15 protein-coding genes are annotated in these 15,762 nt (G+C 62.4%); 9 read left to right on the plus strand and 6 right to left on the minus strand.

From position 1 onward, the window contains the following. Positions 1-309 precede the first annotated feature (309 nt). Positions 310-1,407 (minus strand): saccharopine dehydrogenase family protein, encoded by a 1,098-nt coding sequence (locus ABI546_RS15480; protein WP_348047833.1) that lies wholly within the window; start codon positions 1,405-1,407, stop codon positions 310-312. Positions 1,408-1,556: 149 nt separating this feature from the next. Between ABI546_RS15480 and ABI546_RS15485 the strand changes: the two genes are divergently transcribed. Further along, positions 1,557-1,988, plus strand: a complete 432-nt coding sequence (locus ABI546_RS15485) for an Lrp/AsnC family transcriptional regulator (protein ID WP_348047835.1) — start codon at positions 1,557-1,559, stop codon at positions 1,986-1,988. A gap of 86 nt (positions 1,989-2,074) precedes the next feature. On the opposite strand, the gene ABI546_RS15490 is transcribed toward ABI546_RS15485, so the two are convergent. Then, on the minus strand, positions 2,075-2,728 hold the full coding sequence (locus ABI546_RS15490) for a glutathione S-transferase (protein ID WP_348047837.1): 654 nt from the start codon (positions 2,726-2,728) through the stop codon (positions 2,075-2,077). A 20-nt stretch (positions 2,729-2,748) separates the two neighbouring features. After that, entirely contained in the window at positions 2,749-3,696 is a 948-nt protein-coding gene (locus tag ABI546_RS15495; protein ID WP_348047839.1) for a rhodanese-related sulfurtransferase, read from the minus strand. A 401-nt stretch (positions 3,697-4,097) separates the two neighbouring features. Here ABI546_RS15495 and ABI546_RS15500 point away from each other — a divergent pair, with 401 nt between their 5' ends. Then, positions 4,098-5,264: a PHB depolymerase family esterase gene (locus ABI546_RS15500; protein WP_348047841.1), complete on the plus strand. Its 1,167-nt coding sequence runs from the start codon at positions 4,098-4,100 to the stop codon at positions 5,262-5,264. A 79-nt stretch (positions 5,265-5,343) separates the two neighbouring features. Here ABI546_RS15500 and ABI546_RS15505 read toward each other — a convergent pair whose 3' ends face one another. From ABI546_RS15505 to ABI546_RS15515, 3 genes are all read right to left on the minus strand, one after another. Beyond that, positions 5,344-6,219, minus strand: a complete 876-nt coding sequence (locus ABI546_RS15505) for an alpha/beta hydrolase (protein ID WP_348047843.1) — start codon at positions 6,217-6,219, stop codon at positions 5,344-5,346. Between the two features lie 110 nt (positions 6,220-6,329). Further along, complete coding sequence (locus ABI546_RS15510; protein WP_348047845.1) at positions 6,330-6,635, minus strand: EF-hand domain-containing protein; 306 nt, start codon at positions 6,633-6,635, stop codon at positions 6,330-6,332. A 73-nt stretch (positions 6,636-6,708) separates the two neighbouring features. Continuing rightward, positions 6,709-7,233, minus strand: coding sequence for a hypothetical protein (locus tag ABI546_RS15515; protein WP_348047847.1), 525 nt, complete (start codon positions 7,231-7,233; stop codon positions 6,709-6,711). Between the two features lie 282 nt (positions 7,234-7,515). On the opposite strand from ABI546_RS15515, the gene ompR reads away from it, so the two are divergent. The 7 genes from ompR to ABI546_RS15550 all read left to right on the plus strand — a co-directional run bounded on the left by ompR (position 7,516) and on the right by ABI546_RS15550 (position 15,699). Further along, positions 7,516-8,265 carry a two-component system response regulator OmpR gene (ompR, locus tag ABI546_RS15520; protein WP_348047849.1) on the plus strand — a complete coding sequence of 250 codons (750 nt, stop codon included), beginning with the start codon at positions 7,516-7,518 and terminating at the stop codon, positions 8,263-8,265. Between the two features lie 10 nt (positions 8,266-8,275). Next, on the plus strand, positions 8,276-9,592 hold the full coding sequence (locus ABI546_RS15525; protein ID WP_348047851.1) for an ATP-binding protein: 1,317 nt from the start codon (positions 8,276-8,278) through the stop codon (positions 9,590-9,592). A gap of 332 nt (positions 9,593-9,924) precedes the next feature. Then, entirely contained in the window at positions 9,925-10,833 is a 909-nt protein-coding gene (locus tag ABI546_RS15530; RefSeq protein WP_348047853.1) for a ketopantoate reductase family protein, read from the plus strand. Positions 10,834-11,239: 406 nt separating this feature from the next. Beyond that, complete coding sequence (locus tag ABI546_RS15535; protein ID WP_348047861.1) at positions 11,240-11,914, plus strand: Crp/Fnr family transcriptional regulator; 675 nt, start codon at positions 11,240-11,242, stop codon at positions 11,912-11,914. Between the two features lie 381 nt (positions 11,915-12,295). Then, positions 12,296-12,709 carry a hypothetical protein gene (locus ABI546_RS15540; protein WP_348047855.1) on the plus strand — a complete coding sequence of 138 codons (414 nt, stop codon included), beginning with the start codon at positions 12,296-12,298 and terminating at the stop codon, positions 12,707-12,709. A gap of 362 nt (positions 12,710-13,071) precedes the next feature. Then, positions 13,072-13,884, plus strand: coding sequence for a formate/nitrite transporter family protein (locus ABI546_RS15545; RefSeq protein ID WP_348047857.1), 813 nt, complete (start codon positions 13,072-13,074; stop codon positions 13,882-13,884). A 72-nt stretch (positions 13,885-13,956) separates the two neighbouring features. Continuing rightward, positions 13,957-15,699 (plus strand): bifunctional protein-serine/threonine kinase/phosphatase, encoded by a 1,743-nt coding sequence (locus ABI546_RS15550; RefSeq protein WP_348047859.1) that lies wholly within the window; start codon positions 13,957-13,959, stop codon positions 15,697-15,699. Positions 15,700-15,762: the final 63 nt, after the last annotated feature.

Here is a 15,762-nt window from a genome sequence, read left to right on the forward strand (position 1 = left end):
TGAGCCGAAGGCGAGTTCTGCGGACCCCCGCCGGAGTCGAGCAGCACAGGTTGCCCGAAGCGAAGCGCAGGGACCCAGACTGCGGGTCGCCTTTTCTTTGGTGACTTTCTTTTGGCGAAGCAAAAGAAAGTTACTTGCCGCCGGGCAACCCCCGGCCAGGAGCCTTCAGCAAGGGAGGCGAAAGCCGGGCACCGTCTCACGCGAATCCGAAACCGCGCACAACAAAATCACCTGCTATCAATTAAATAGCTGCTTGCGCCCACCCTTATTAGCCAGAAGGCCAATCCGCTTAAAAAACAAGCGCGAAACTCAAGCCGCAGCCCGCTCCACCAAAGGCGCATAAGCCCTGCCAAACCGGTTCCCCAGAAAGTCTTCCAGCGCAATATCCTCCTGCCGCACAAACCCCTGCGCAGGCAAACGCCCGGTAGCCAGCAAATCCAGCACCGTGCAAATACCGGCCGCAGTGGTGATCTGGATTGCGCTGCGCAGCACGCCGCCAACCACGTGGCTGTAGACCTTGTGGGCATAGGTCTCCTGCATGAGACGGCCTTCGCGCTGGCCGCTCACCGTCACAAACACGATGACCACATCCTGCATCGTCGTGGGCAGGGCGTTTTCCAGGATGTCTTTGAGTACGCCGCGGCGGTCGCGCAGGCGCAGGTCGTTGAGCAGCGCCTTCATGATGGCCGCGTGGCCGGGGTAGCGAATGGTCTTGTAGTTCAGGTTGGTGACCTTGCCCTGCAGCGTCTCGCACAGGGTGCCCAGGCCGCCTGAGGTGTTGAAGGCCTCATACGTCACGCCGTCGAGCGAAAACTCCTCGTGCTCGGCCAGCGGCGGCACCTGGCGCAGTACGCCCTCCACAATGGCTTCACAAGGCTCGCAATACTCGTTGATGACGCCGTCGGTGCTCCACGTCAGGTTGTAGTTGAGCGCGTTTGACGGAAACTGCGGCAGGGCGCCCACCCGCATGCGCACGCTGTGCAGGCTGTCAAAACGCCGGCACAGGTCGGCTGCCACGATGGACACAAAGCCCGGCGCCAGGCCGCATTGCGGGATCAGCGCCGAGCGCGCCGTAACGGCCAGCTCTTGCACGCGGCGCGTGCTGGCCACGTCTTCGGTCAGGTCCAGGTAGTGCACGCTGGCTGCCACAGCAGCCTCGGCAATCGATGTGGTGAGGTGAAACGGCGCGGCGCTGAGCACTGCAAACTGTCCCTCAAGCGCGGCGCGCAAGGCAACAGGGTCAGTGACATCCAGCAGCTTCAATTGAACCCCGGGGCCAGCCTTGATGCCTGCCAGTGCGGCTGGTGATGCATCGACCACCGTCACCGCGTAGTCCTGGCTGGCGCCCAGCAGCGCGGCAATGGTGGATCCGATTTTTCCAGCACCGACGACCATGATCTTTTTCATATCAGCTCCTTTGTGGGCCACTCCAGATGGCGTTGACTGATTGTGGAACGCAGCGCCGACGGTTGGTAGTATCAATTTATACAAATAGAAGCCATAATTTAGACAAATAGTGCATTCATACCTTCTATTTATCTATAAACCGCTGCAACATGAACCTCGACGCCATAGACCAGACCCTGCTCGGCGAACTGCGTGAAAACGCGCGTTGCCCCGTGGCCTTGCTGGCCCGCAAGGTAGGCCTGTCGCGCACCGCGGTGCAGGCCCGGATTGAAAGGCTGGAGCGGGACAAGGTCATCACCGGCTACGGCGTGCGCACCGGCGACGCGTATGAACAGTCGCAGGTTTCTGCGCAGGTGATGCTGACCGTCGGCCCCAAGCTCTCTGGCACCGTTGAAGCGGCGCTGCGCAAGATCCCCGAGGTCCGCTCGCTGCTCTCGGTCAGCGGTACCTTCGACATGATTGCCATCGTGCAGGCCGGCTCAATAGAGCGGCTCGACGCGCTGATCGACGGAATCGGCCTGCTGGACGGCGTTGAGCGCACCAATACCTCGGTGGTGCTGTCTACACGCTTTCAACGTTGAAAATGGTGTGAATTTCAGCAAAATCGGGCTGTAGCCCTTATGAATTTTGCGCAAGCAGCTATCGATTTAATAGCAAATGTGGGTCGTTACATTGCTTGCGATTGCCACGGCACCTGCTTGACCATCACGTCGGCATACAGCGCGCTGGCTTCAAATCGGGCCAACCAGACCCGCACGCGCGGCCAAGGCTGGGCGGCAAACCAGAGGGAATCGGTATGGGCAAATTGCCGCACGAAGGGCAGCAGCGCCATGTCGGCCAGGCTCGCGCTGGCGCCGAACAGCCAGCCGCCGGTCAGCATTCCATCCAGCTGGGCCAGCCAGGCCGCGCCCAGGCCCCGGTGCAGTTGTGCAAATGCTTCTGCATCCCCTGCAGATTCTTCGGTGTACCGATTCGGGTATTTGTAGCGGTCCAGGCTGCGCTTGAACGCGCCGTCGTTGCCGGCGATGAGCGCGAGCATCTGCTCGATGGAGCCCTGGGACGGGGCCAGCCAGTTCTCCGGGTCATTGCGCCGCAGTGCCCACAGCATCACGTCCAGGCTTTCGTCAATGACCTCTCCATTGGGCAGCACCAAAACCGGCACCGTGCCTTTGGGCGAAGCGGCCAGCATGTCCGCGGGTTTGTTCTTCAGCACAACTTCGCGCAACTCATGCGGCTCGCCGCTGATCGCCAATGCGAGCCGCGCGCGCATGGCATACGGGCAGCGGCGAAACGAATAAAGGACGGGCAGGGCACCGCTCATGGCTTGAAGTTCGGCAGGGCTTAGCCGCCGGGCTGGCGCACGCCGATGTGCGGCGCTTGCCGCTTTTCAGCCAGCTCAACCTGGCGCTGGCGTTCGCGGTAGCCGGCCTTTTGCTCTTCGGTGGTGTTGCTGTGGCAGTGCGGGCAGCTTACGCCCAGCTCATACAGCGGCGACTGCCGGTCCGCTTCGTTCAGCGGGTCCCGGCACGAGCGGCACAGCGTGAAATCGCCGGGTTTCAGGCCGTGGCCGACAGAGACACGCTCGTCAAACACAAAACATTCGCCTTCCCAGCGGCTTTGCATTTCGGGCACGGTTTCCAGGTATTTGAGGATGCCGCCTTCGAGGTGGTAGACCTCCTCAAAGCCCTTGGAGCGCAGCAGGGCGGTAGATTTTTCGCAGCGGATTCCGCCGGTGCAAAACATGGCGACCCTGGGCTTTTTGCCATCGTGGGTTGCCAGCTTGCCGCCCTCGGCCATTTCCCGCTCCACCCAGCCGGGCAACTCCGAGAAGCTGCTGGTGTGCGGGTTGATGGCGCCGTGAAAGGTGCCGATCGACACCTCATAGTCGTTGCGCGTGTCGACCAGCACCACGCCCGGCTCGCTGATCAACTGGTTCCATTCCTGCGGCTTGACGTATTCGCCGGCCATCAGCGCCGGGTGAACTTCCGGCACGCCCATGGTGACGATCTCGCGCTTGAGGCGCACCTTCATCCGGTAAAACGGCATGGATTCGGCCCAGGCCTCCTTGTGCTCCAGCTTTGCCAGGCGTGGGTCACTGCGCAGATAGGCCAGCACTGCACGCACGCCTTCTTGCGGCCCGGCAATCGTGCCGTTGATGCCTTCGGCCGCAAGCAGCAGCGTGCCCTTGACGCCATGGGCTTCGCAATGCGCCAGCAATGGCGCTTGCAGCCCGGCGAAGTCGGGCAGTTCAACGAACTGGTAAAGGGCGGCGGTGAGAAATTCAGGCATGAGGAAAAAACGTAGGGGCAGTAAAGGCGTAAACAGCGGATGGAATGTACGGCAATTCAAAAAGGCAAAGGCGACAGCCATGATGAAGCCGGAAGCGAAAAGACTCTAAATGGTGCGAACACGCGCTGAAATGGCGCTGTTATCGCGCCGAAATGGCACAGCGGCTTTGCAGCCTCCATCGTAGCGCTCGGGCTTTATCGTTTTGTTACCTCGATTTTGTGACGGAAAGCGCCATATTCAATGTTTTATGACCATGCGGGTAGACATTTTGTTGCAATGCAGCAAAATGACTGCGTACTTATTGATTTGGCGCAAATGCAGACTTCACGCCGACCCCCGATGGCTCCACCACTTTTTGTCAAACCATGTCCAGAAGCTTAAGCAGCCTTTGGCTAAAAAACATGCGCCGAATGGGCAAGGCCCAGCAAGCGCAGGGCTTGCGCCTGTTTGAAAGCCTGCTGCCCAAGGTCACGCCTGCCGCTAAAACGCCGCGCCGGCGCAGGCCCAGGGTCAAGCTGAAACCCGTGGTTGCCCGGCCTGCCAAAAAAGCCCGCAGGCCGACGCCCGCGCAGGCCCGTGCTGCGGCCGGTTTGCCCGGCACCTGGCGCAAGGCCTGGTTTACCTTGCCGGGCGACGGCTTGCTGACGGATTCCCGGCGCATGTTGTACTGGCTTTACCTTCCCGCTGCAGCTGGTGCTTCTGGCACCCCTGCAGCGCCGCGTCCGCTGGTGGTGATGCTGCACGGCTGCCAGCAGACGGCAGCCGATTTTGCGGCGGGCAGCCGCATGAACGAGCTGGCCGAGCGCAAGGGCTTTGCGGTGCTCTATCCCCAGCAGTCCAGCGCCGCCGACGCGCATCGCTGCTGGCACTGGTACAAGCGGGCCACGCAGAACGGGGAGGGCGACGTCGGGGTGATTGCCGCGATGATTTCCCAGGTGCAGCAAAAGCACGGGCTTGATGCTTCACGCACCTACGTGGCGGGCCTGTCCGCCGGCGCCGCACTGGCGGCCATCGTGGCGCTGCGCCACCCCGGGCTGATCGCCGCCGTGGGCATGCATTCGGCGCCGGTGTTCGGCACCACCCATTCGCCTTTCAGTGCCTACCGCGCCATGCAGCACGGCTCAGGCTCGTCTTACGGCGAGGCGGCGCGCTCGTTTGCCAGTGACCAGCCGGAGTTCCCCGGCATGCCGGCCATCCTGATCCACGGCGACAACGATGCCGTGGTGCGGCGCGTGAACGCTGAGCAGCTGGCCGAGCAGTTTGAAATCATCAACAGCCCGGTGATTACCCAAAGCGCGTCCCGCCCCGAGCCTGTGGTTCGCCGTTACCCCGAGCGCCGCAGCGGCAGACGGCCACGCCATGCCTACCAGACCACGACCTGGTACGCCGGGCGGAAGCCGCAGTTGGTGAAGTGCAACGTAGACGCCCTGGGCCATGCCTGGAGCGGCGGAGACGCCAGCATGGAATACAGCGAGCCCGAAGGCCCGGACGCCACGCTGATGATGTGGACGTTTTTCAGCTACCACCGCCGCAATGCCGTCGTGGAAAAACCTGATGCGGCGGAATAACCGAATCCAAGCTGCTATCAAATAAATAGCTGCTTGCGCTTTTCCCATTTTGGTTGCAGCCTGTTTTTACTTAAATCCATCAGCGCGGCAGCAGCCCCGTCATAAAACCGTCTACCGCATCCGTATAGGCGCCGGGCAGGCCCAGCGTGGCGTTGACCTGCTCGTGCGTCAGGTCTTGCGGCAGCACACTGGCTCGCGCGCCTTTGGCCGTCGCCTTCGCGGCAAAGTCATGCGCCTGCGCACAGGGGTTGTCTGCCCGCTGTGTCGAGCACACCAGCAGCATGGGCGTGACGTCAGCCGCCAGTACGCTGCTGGGCGACACGCTGCGCCAATAGGCCGGGTCGGTGCCGAACACGCGGTCGTAAAACCGCATGTGCCGCGCTTTCATGATGCGCTCCAGGTCCAGCGCGGCACTGTCGAGCGCGATGGTACCCAGCCAGGGTTTGGCACCTGATTCGCGTGCCAGTGCCGGCGACGCGCCCAGCAGCGCTACCAGGTGCGCGCCGGCCGAATGCCCCATGAGAATGACCTTCGCAGAATCGCCGCCCCACGAGGCGGCCATGGCCTGCGTTTTGGCCAGGGCGCTGGCCACATCGCGTGCCTGCACCAGCGGGTCAACCTGCGGCGACAGGCGGTAGCCCACCGACACAAAGATGTAGTCCTTCTGCTTGACCCAGTAAGCCACCTTGTTGTCCACCACCTTGGGCATCGCCTTGTTGCCCACCATCCAGGCGCCGCCGTGCACCATCACGATGACAGGCGCATTGGTTCCCTGGGTCGCTGTTGCGGCCGGCAGGTACACATCCATGCGCTGGCGGTCGTCCTGGCCATAGGGCAGGTCGGCGATGCGGCGCACGCCGTCAGGCACGGCGGGTGCGGCCATGGCGAAGGTGGCGGAAACCAGCAGCGCGGCAACAAGGCCGGCACGCCGCGCCTGGGTGGCAAGAAGTGTCATTCATATCTCCAGTCAAGCAGCGTCCGGTGCGCCAGGAAAGAACAAGGGAACGCGAAGCCGGGCCTGCCGGCCTTGCGGGGCCCAGAGGTCGCGGGTGAGGTTAAACCAATTCAGCCGGCCGACTTGCGCGCGCCTTTTTTCGACGCCACAAAGGTCTCGATGTCGGCCAGCGAAATGGCGCCGGCATGGCTGGCGTCGATGGCGTCAAAGTTTTTGTACACCTTGGGCATCTTTGCCTGAGCTTCTTCGCGGGTAAGTTTGCCGTCCTTGTTGGTGTCGGCCGCGTCAAAGCGTTTTTGCAGTTCGGTACGGGCTTTTTCCAGGCGGGCGGCGTTGGGCGCCTGGGCATGGGCTGCGGTGCCCAGCACGAGGAAACCCATGATTGAAAGTGCGCGGAGGTGGAACGAGGGGGTCATGAGGGTGCTCCGGATGAAGGTTGAAAGTGTTGAAGAATTCGGTTCGGTTCGATTCGTAAAGGGCCAGGCCCGTTCAGCGCGACGGGCAGCTCATCGCCGCGCCGCTGGCGTCATAGCAGGTCGTGCTGCGGGTGACGCCGGTGGCCTGGTTATAGGACGCCGTGCTTTGCACACTGTTGCCGGTGGTGGCGCTGGTGGCACTGGTATTGCGGCTGGCGTTGACGGTGCCGTCGGCGGTTTTGCTGCTGCTCTCCACACTGCCTTTGGCGCCGGTGGCGGAAAACTCCCCGCTGCGCTGTGCCGAGCCGTCTGCACTGCGGCTGGCCTGGCCGGTTCGCACGGCGGTGGCGCCGTTGGGGCCGGTGGTGGAGGCGCCGCCCGCAGTGCTGGCGTTGCCTTGCCCGTCAGTGGTGGTGGAGCGGTTCCGCACCCGTGTGCCGCCCTGTGGGCCCTGGCGGGTGACGTCCCTGGTGGCGGTGGTGCCGCCGGCGGCACTGGCCCGCACCACGTGGCGGCCGGCCGCTTCGGCGGCAGGGGCGGCAAAACCTGCGGCCAGCAGGGCGCATGTCAGGGCGGTGACGGAAAGCGTGGTTTTCATGGCGAACTCCTGGAAGGTTGACGTGAGGATTGAGAGCTTTCGGCGCTGCGAAAATCTGCATTGCAGCGCCGTGATGTCACTGTGGCCGCCCTGTGTGAGCCAACGATGGCTACAAGCGGCCTCTTGATGACAAGGCATGAGCAAACCCCGGCTTTGTCATCGTTTGTCATGACTTGCCGGGCGGCCGGCCCCGGGCGGGCCGCTACCATGGGGCATCTTTCCTGTGATGGAGTGTTTTCTCATGGTTGTTTCCACGGCGCTATTTCAGGCAGGCCCATCGCGATGAGCGAGCCGCTGGCCCGCGTTCTGGTGGTCGACGACGAGGCCGACCTGCGAAGCCTGCTGCAGCGTTACCTGAGCGACCAGGGCTACGCGGTGCGCACGCTGGAAGACGCCAAAACCCTGGACACCCTGCTGGCGCGGGAACGGTTTGACGTACTGGTGCTTGATGTGATGATGCCGGGCGAAGACGGCCTGGCAGTGTGCCGCCGCCTGCGCGCGCACGGCGAAACCATTCCCATCGTCATGCTCACTGCCCGTGGTGACCCGGTGGATCGTATCGTCGGCCTGGAAATGGGAGCGGACGATTACCTGCCCAAGCCGTTCAACCCACGCGAGCTGCTGGCCCGTATCCAGGCGCTGGTGCGCAGGCAGCGCATGTTGGGCGCGCACAGCGGCCCGCTGCCCGGCCAGGGGTCAGTGCAGTTTGGCGCCTTCAACCTGAAGCTGGAGGCCCGCCGGCTGGAAAAAAACGGCGAAGACGTGCCGCTCACCAGCGGGGAATTCAGCCTGCTGCAGGCGCTGGCCCAGCACCCCAACCGGCCGCTGGGCCGCGACAGGCTGATCGAGCTGGCCTATGGCCGCGACCACGAGGCCACCGACCGCAGCATCGACGTGCAGGTCATGCGCCTGCGCAAGTTGATTGAGGCCGATCCTTCCCAGCCGGCACACATCCAGACCGTGTGGGGCGTGGGCTATGTGTTTGTGCCGGAAGGCGGCGCTGCAAAACACGGCAAGGCGGGCAAGCCGTGAGGCCTTTTCCATGAAGCTATTCCCGCGCAGCCTGTTCGGCCGCAACGTGCTGCTGATCGTGGTGCTTATTGTGGCGGGCCAGCTGGCCAGCGCGCTGCTGGTGCGCCAGCTGATCATCAAACCGCGGCTGGCGCAGCTGTCGGTGGCGGTGGCGCGCAATGTCAGCTCCATCCGCGCCGGCCTGGCTGCCATGCCGCCCGCGCAGCGCGAGGCCTTTGTGGCGCAATTTAACCGCCGTGCGATGCAGGGCGTGGCCGATGACGACGAGGGCGGTGGCCGCGGCGAACGCATGCTTCTGAGCCGGCTGGAGCGCCGCTTCGTCAATGAAGCCTCACGCGGTATTGCGCTGGAAGGGGAAGGCTCCGAAATCATCTGGCGCCGCGAAGCCGGCGGCAGCCTGGCGGTGCGGCTGCGACTGGATGGCGCCGACTATTGGGTCAACCTGCCGGGCGTGCTGCCGGCGCGTGAATTCACCGGCGCATGGATCGTGGCCTCGCTCACCAGCGCGCTGCTGGCCTTGCTGGGCGCGCTGCTGATCCACCGTTACCTGAACCGGCCCCTGCGCCGCGTGGTGGCTTCGGCGCACACGCTGGCCGGCGGCGGCAGCCCGCAGCCGCTGCCTGAAGACGGCCCCACGGAAATCGCCGACCTGAGCCGCAGCTTTAACCAGATGGTGCGCAGCCTGGCCCAGGCCGACGATGAGCGCACGTTAATGCTGGCGGGGGTGTCGCACGACTTGCGCACGCCGCTGACCAAGCTGCGTCTGGGCATCGAGATCCTGCGCGACAAGACCGATGACGAGCTGATGGCCCGCATGACACGCGGCGTGGAAGAAATGGACGCCATCATCAACCAGTTCCTGGACTTTGCCCGCACCGCCGAAAGCGAAGCGCTGGCGCCGGTGGCGCTGGATGTGCTGGCAGCCGAAGTGGCGGCGGCTTCGGCCGGCCACGGCATGCCGGTGGCGCTGCAGGCCGGCAACCCGCCGGCCGTGCCCTTGCGTCCGCGTGCAATGCGCCGCGTGCTCACCAACCTGGTTGAAAACGCCTGGCGCCATGGCCAGCCGCCCGTGACGATCGCCACCGGCGCGCAGGGCGATGCGGTCTGGGTAGCGGTGACGGACTGTGGTGCCGGCATTGCCGCCGGGCAGGCAGAGGCCTTAAAGCAGCCGTTTCGCCGTGCTGAAAGCACGCGCACCGGCCCTCCCGGCGCCGGGCTGGGCCTGGCCATCGTGGACCGCATCGTGCGCGCGCATGGCGGAACGCTGGAGCTGCTGCCGGCCACCGGCGGTGGCCTGTGCGCGCGGATCACGCTGCCGCGTATCTGAAGTGCCCCCGAAGCGCCAAAAAGAGGCTAAAAAGAGGCCCAAAAAGGCCTTTTCATGCATTAAAACAAGCCGCAGCCCAATAAGGACCAGCGCAAGCAGCTATTGATTTAATAGCAACAACTGCGACTCAAGAAGTTGCAGTGCTTGCCCGTGTGCTCATCGATTTTGCGGTTGAGGCTTTGAGGGCGACCCGCTGGCCAGCGCTTGCAGGCCTGCCGGGCAGGAATCGTTTCACGGTCTAAACGGGGTCATGCAAGCGCCGCCTGCAAGGGCGGCAAACTTCACCCACAATTCGCGTTTCTGTAGCCGCATCCACTGAAAGCAAAGACGCCATGACCCAATCCCTCAAAGTCGCCGTGATGGGCGCAGGCGCTGTCGGTTGTTATTACGGCGGCATGCTAGCGCGTGCCGGGCATGACGTGGTGTTGGTTGCCCGGCCCCAGCATGTCGAGGCCATCCGGCGCGACGGCCTGCACATGGAAACCCGAACGTTCGACGAACACGTACGCCTGGCCGCCAGCAGCGAGCCCTCCGCCGTGCAGGGTGCAGACCTGGTGCTGTTCTGCGTGAAATCCACCGACACCGAATCCGCCGGCGCATTGATCCGGCCGCACCTCGCCCCGGGTGCGCTGGTGCTGTGCCTGCAAAACGGCGTCGACAATGCCGACCGACTGCGCACCGTGCTGCCGCAGCACACGGTGGCCGCCGCCGTGGTGTACGTGGCCACCGAAGTGGCTGGCCCCGGCCATGTCAAACATCACGGCCGTGGCGATCTGGTGATTGAGCCATCCGCCCTCAGCGATACCGTCGCGCAAGCCTTCATCGCCGCTGCCGTGCCGGTTGAAATCTCCGGCAATGTGCGCGGCGCCCTGTGGGCCAAGCTCATCCTCAACTGCGCCTACAACGCCGTCTCGGCCATCGCACAGCTGCCATACGGCAAAACCGTGCAAGGTGAAGGTGTGAAAGACGTCATGCGCGACGTGGTGGCCGAATGCCTGGCAGTGGCTGAAGCCGAAGGCGTGCAGGTGGCGGGCGACGTCCATGCTGCCGTCGACAAGCTGGCCGGCAGCATGCCCAACCAATACGCCTCCACCGCGCAAGACCTGGCGCGTGGCAAACCCACTGAGATCGACTACCTCAACGGCTTGGTCGTCAGGCGCGGCGAGGCGCTGGGCGTGCCGGTGCCGGCGAACCGGGTGTTGTGGGCGATGGTGAAACTGATGGAGCGCAAATCGGCATAGTCGTTAGCCTGGCTCGGGCTTTGCGCAGCCGCGTAGCCCGTAGCCTGCTTTGCTTTACCCTTTTGTGCGTCTGGTGGCTTTGGTGCCGTTCTGGCTGCGATGACGCGCGGCGTGGTCTGCACTGCACCCTCAGCAAGTCCGCCTACAAGAGGAGCCGACGAAACCGGGCCTGCCCCTGTGCGCTATCGCACATACAGCCCGGCGTGAGCTTTGTATGCTGGAATCAGAGCTTATTCAGGTACGTACATATCGTCACCCCTTGAAGGCAGGCCCACTACATGGTTTCTCATTGTCCGTATCTCCTTCCAAAACAGCGAAGCCCCGGGCTTCTTCTCCGCCAGCCGCTCAACACAAGCCCGTGGTCGCCGGTTCGAGTGAAGTAAAACTTAACCGCCTGCTCGCTGCGCTGCCCGACGTTGAGTTAAAGCGCTGGCTGCCGCATCTCGAATGGTTTGACATGCCGTTGGGCGCGGTACTTTACGAGTCCGGAAAAGTCGAGCACTACGTGTACTTTCCGACCTCTGCCATTGTTTCCCTGCTGTACGTGATGAGAAACGGCGACTCGGCTGAAATTGCCGTGGTCGGCAATGAAGGCCTCGTCGGCATCTCGCTGTTCCTCGGAGGCAATGCCACGCCAAGCCGCGCCGTGGTGCAAAGCGCGGGCACGGGCTTTCGCATGAAAGCGCAGTTCATGAAGGACGAGTTCGACAAGTCGGGCCCCGCGACGCATTTGCTGCTGCGCTATACCCAGGCGCTTATCACGCAGATGTCGCAAACGGCGGTCTGTAATCGGCACCATTCTCTGGACGAACAACTGTGCCGGTGGCTGCTGCTCAGCCTGGACCGCTTGCCCGGCAACGAACTCGTGATGACCCAGGAGCTGATAGCCAACATGCTCGGCGTACGGCGCGGAGGTGTGACCGAAGCCGCGCTGAAAGTGCAGGACGCCGGGCTGATCAGCTACACGCGCGGCCGCATCAAGGTGCTGGACCGCCTGGGGCTGGAAAAGCGTTCCTGTGAGTGCTATCAGGTCGTCAAGGACGAATATGACCGGCTGCTGCCAAGGCAGATTGCCGCCTAGCCGCAATGCCGTTCAGTGAACCAAAAAACCGTTCGGACTGAGCTTGTCGAAGCCTTGCTGTGTGCTGGAAAACCCTCGGTCAAGCTCAGGGCGAACGGCCTTGAAGGAACAGTATTGCCCCTGGCCGGGTACCTGCTGGCTCTTCGGATTTCAGCCAGATCGGTGAACTTCAGCGGTTTGCCATAAAAATTGCACTTGCGCACGTTTAAACAGCCTCTTGTCCTACGGAATTTTTCATATTTCGCGACTAAGTCCGCTAGCGGACTGACTTTCATCGCTTGGACCTCTATAAACGGTACAAGCCAATAGTGACCGAGTCTCGGTTGCGTTAGCGCTTTACCGTCGCTGCAACGCCCATGCAGCACCACTGCAGGTGCCCGTATGAAGCAAACAACCCCCTCATCTGCTGAAAAGGTGCGAAATTTCGCCCATAGAACCCTGAAAGCCATGGGCTTCGTCAATCTCAATCGCATGGGCACCCCGTCTCATCACGGTGTGCCGGGTGCTCTCGTGACCGGCCCGACAGGTTTTTTAGCTGAATTTACCCCCGGGCTGCCGACCGCGCCCCGGTTCGCCGATCGGCCGACCCCCGACCCTCTTCAAATCTCGACGGAGGACTGGGACATCATGTTCCGGGCCGTTCAATTGCGGCTTGCTGAGGCCGTGGGTGAGCGCACTGCGTCATCGTTTTCGCCTCAGACAGGCGAGGTGGCTGGCCGTATTCAGGCGGTCGTGCTGGAGTGCGTTTCCGCCATGGCGCAATTGCATTCGGCATTGGCACATCAGCGCAGATAGCGACGGCAGCCAGGCTCGTCGCTTTTGGCTGCGCCCAGCATGTTGCAGAAATTCCCCTCGCAAGGTAAAGAGCGCGATAGGCACCAAAAATTTACCTGTTGAACGCTGAAATGCCCAAATTTGGGGCAAACAATTCGCCTTCACAGTGCCTGAAGGGCCGGTAAGGCCGGATTCGCGGTTATTTCTTACGGCACGGTATGTGCTTGCATCCCTCAGGTCAGGCTAACGAAGGCCTGCGCAGGGCACAGCGGCTTCGCGGTGCCCATCGATCTGAATGGATAACGGCGTCCACTTCGGTCTTCATTTTTTTTTGAAGATCTCGAAGTGGATTTTTTTTTGCAGAACAGGATTTGGGGGATCGCATGGCTTATTTAGTGCCTTCGGAATTTGTGACCAAGATGGTGGACGCGGGGGAGTCCAAGATATTCATGTCCACCCGCGACACTGTCATCAGGGCGTACATGGCGGGCGCCATCCTGGCCCTGGCGGCCTGGTTCGCCGTCACCATCAACGTGCAGACCGGCCAGCCGCTATTGGGCGCCGTGCTCTTCCCGGTGGGTTTTGTCATGCTGTACCTGTTCGGCTTCGATTTGCTCACGGGCGTGTTCGTGCTGTGCCCGCTGGCGCTGATTGACAAGCGCCCGGGCGTCACCCTCAAGGGTGTGCTGCGCAACTGGGGCCTGGTGTTCGTCGGCAACTTTGCCGGCGCCTTCACGGTCGCCGTGATGATGGCGATCTACGTCACCAACGGCTTTTCTACCGAGCCCAACGCCGTCGGTAAGGCCCTCGGCGTGATCGGCGAGAACCGCACCCTGGGCTACCAGAAATTCGGCGCCAACGGCATGCTCACGCTGTTCGTGCGCGGCATGCTCTGCAACTGGATGGTGTCTGCCGGCGTGGTCGGCGCAATGATCTCCACCCAGGTCAGCGGCAAGGTGATCGCGATGTGGATGCCCATCATGCTGTTCTTCTACATGGTGTTTGAGCACTCCATCGTGAACATGTTCCTGTTCCCCTCGGGTTTGATGCTCGGGGCACACTTCACCATCATGGACTACCTGATCTGGAACGAGATCCCCACGGTGCTGGGCAACCTGGTGGGCGGCCTGGCTTTCACCGGCTTGACGCTGTATGCCACGCACATTAAAACCGGACCGACACGTTCCTTCAAATAATTCGTCTCAAAAACAAAAGCCCTCGCGCATGCAAGGTTTGCAAGGTGTGCGAGGGCTTTTTCGGTATTCCAAATGTCCAGTGAACTGAAGATATCGGCAGGTCAGTATTCGGACAAGGGCCGCAAGGAAATCAACCAGGATTTCCACGGTATCTATGTGCCCAAAGAGCCGCAGCTGAGTGCCAAGGGCATTGCGATTGCGCTGGCCGATGGCATCAGCAGCAGCGCCGTCAGCGACGTGGCCAGCCAGTATGCCGTGACTGGTTTCCTGGAAGACTATTACTGCACCTCTGATGCATGGACGGTCAAGACTTCGGCCGAGCGCATCCTGAGCGCCACCAACTCCTGGCTGCATGCGCAATCGCAGAAAAGCCAGTACCGCTACGACAAGGACAAAGGCTATGTGTGCACTCTGAGCGCCATGGTCATCAAGTCGACCACCGCGCATATTTTTCATGTCGGCGATTCACGCATTTATCGCCTGCGCGGCAAGGCGCTGGAGCAACTGACCAGCGATCACCGGGTCTGGATCTCCCAGGGCCAAAGCTACCTCGGCCGTGCGCTGGGCTTCAAGCCCCAGCTTGAAATCGACTACCAGACCCAGCAGGTGGAGCAGGGCGACATCTTCTTGCTGGCAACCGACGGCGTGTACGAACATGTCAGCGAGTACGACATGGCCGGCCTCATCCACATTTGTGCCGACGAGCCCGGAGGGCTGGATATTGCCGCCAGGTCCATCGTCGAGAAAGCGCTGCAGCGCGGCAGCGGCGACAACCTCACGGCGCAGGTTGTACGGGTTGACGAGCTGCCCAACGGGCAGGCCGGCGAGATGGTCCAGCAGCTGTCGGGCCTGCCGCTTCCGCCCATCCTGGACGCGAGGACGGAATTTGATGGCTACACCATCGTCCGCGAAGTGCACGGCAGCAGCCGCAGCCATATTTACCTGGCCACCGACAACGAAACGGGCGCGCTCGTCATCCTTAAAACACCGTCCATTGACCTGGGCGGCGACCCGGCTTACCTTGAACGGTTTTTGACGGAAGAGTGGATTGCCCGGCGCATCAACAGCGCGCATGTGCTGAAACCTTATGTGCCGACCAGAAAGCGCCACTACGTGTATGTGGCAACCGAATACATCGAAGGGCGAACGCTGAGCCAGTGGATGCTGGACAACCCCCGGCCCGCGCTGGAAGTGGTGCGCGGGCTGGTGGAGCAGATCGCCAAGGGCCTGCGCGCCTTTCACCGGCTCGAGATGCTGCACCAGGACCTGCGGCCCGAGAACATCATGATCGACAACACGGGTACCGTGAAGATCATCGACTTCGGTTCGACCCGGGTGGCCAGCCTGGTGGAGGCAGACGCGCCCGGCGGGCACGATGATATCCTTGGCACGGCCCAGTATTCGGCACCGGAATATTTTGTGGGTGAGGGCGGCACCACACGCTCGGACATCTTTTCACTAGGCGTCATCACCTACCAGATGCTGACTGGCAAACTGCCCTATGGCGCGGAAGTGGCCAAATGCAGGACGCGCGCTGCGCAAAACAAACTGCGCTACGACTCGGTACTGTACGGCGACCGTGGCATACCGGCCTGGATTGACGACGTGCTGCGCAAGGCTGTGCACCCCGATCCCGCCAAGCGCTATGGCGAACTGTCGGAGTTCTTGTATGACTTGCGCCACCCGGGCAGCGAATACCTGAGCAGGACGCGCCAGCCGCTGCTTGAGCGCAACCCAGTGATGTTCTGGAAGGGCCTGTCGCTCTTGCTGGCCGCCTGCCTGCTTGTTTGCGTGGCGATCATCGGCAGACATTGAGCCGGCGCTGGAGTGAACCCCTCGAGCTGGACCACGGGGCAGAGATGAACTGATACGCTAACT

Origin of the sequence: Polaromonas sp. (assembly GCF_039932935.1) — a bacterium.
Taxonomy (GTDB): Bacteria; Pseudomonadota; Gammaproteobacteria; order Burkholderiales; family Burkholderiaceae_C; genus Polaromonas.

Excerpts from the sequence above, each read along its gene's own strand:
- ABI546_RS15495 (WP_348047839.1), bottom strand. The coding sequence starts at position 3,696 with ATGCCTGAATTTCTCACCGCCGCCCTTTACCAGTTCGTTGAACTGCCC.
- ABI546_RS15515 (WP_348047847.1), bottom strand. The coding sequence starts at position 7,233 with ATGAAAACCACGCTTTCCGTCACCGCCCTGACATGCGCCCTGCTGGCC.
- ABI546_RS15485 (WP_348047835.1), top strand. The coding sequence starts at position 1,557 with ATGAACCTCGACGCCATAGACCAGACCCTGCTCGGCGAACTGCGTGAA.
- ompR (WP_348047849.1), top strand. The coding sequence starts at position 7,516 with ATGAGCGAGCCGCTGGCCCGCGTTCTGGTGGTCGACGACGAGGCCGAC.
- ABI546_RS15480 (WP_348047833.1), bottom strand. The coding sequence starts at position 1,407 with ATGAAAAAGATCATGGTCGTCGGTGCTGGAAAAATCGGATCCACCATT.
- ABI546_RS15500 (WP_348047841.1), top strand. The coding sequence starts at position 4,098 with ATGCGCCGAATGGGCAAGGCCCAGCAAGCGCAGGGCTTGCGCCTGTTT.
- ABI546_RS15545 (WP_348047857.1), top strand. The coding sequence starts at position 13,072 with ATGGCTTATTTAGTGCCTTCGGAATTTGTGACCAAGATGGTGGACGCG.
- ABI546_RS15510 (WP_348047845.1), bottom strand. The coding sequence starts at position 6,635 with ATGACCCCCTCGTTCCACCTCCGCGCACTTTCAATCATGGGTTTCCTC.
- ABI546_RS15530 (WP_348047853.1), top strand. The coding sequence starts at position 9,925 with ATGACCCAATCCCTCAAAGTCGCCGTGATGGGCGCAGGCGCTGTCGGT.
- ABI546_RS15525 (WP_348047851.1), top strand. The coding sequence starts at position 8,276 with ATGAAGCTATTCCCGCGCAGCCTGTTCGGCCGCAACGTGCTGCTGATC.
- ABI546_RS15540 (WP_348047855.1), top strand. The coding sequence starts at position 12,296 with ATGAAGCAAACAACCCCCTCATCTGCTGAAAAGGTGCGAAATTTCGCC.
- ABI546_RS15490 (WP_348047837.1), bottom strand. The coding sequence starts at position 2,728 with ATGAGCGGTGCCCTGCCCGTCCTTTATTCGTTTCGCCGCTGCCCGTAT.
- ABI546_RS15550 (WP_348047859.1), top strand. The coding sequence starts at position 13,957 with ATGTCCAGTGAACTGAAGATATCGGCAGGTCAGTATTCGGACAAGGGC.
- ABI546_RS15505 (WP_348047843.1), bottom strand. The coding sequence starts at position 6,219 with ATGACACTTCTTGCCACCCAGGCGCGGCGTGCCGGCCTTGTTGCCGCG.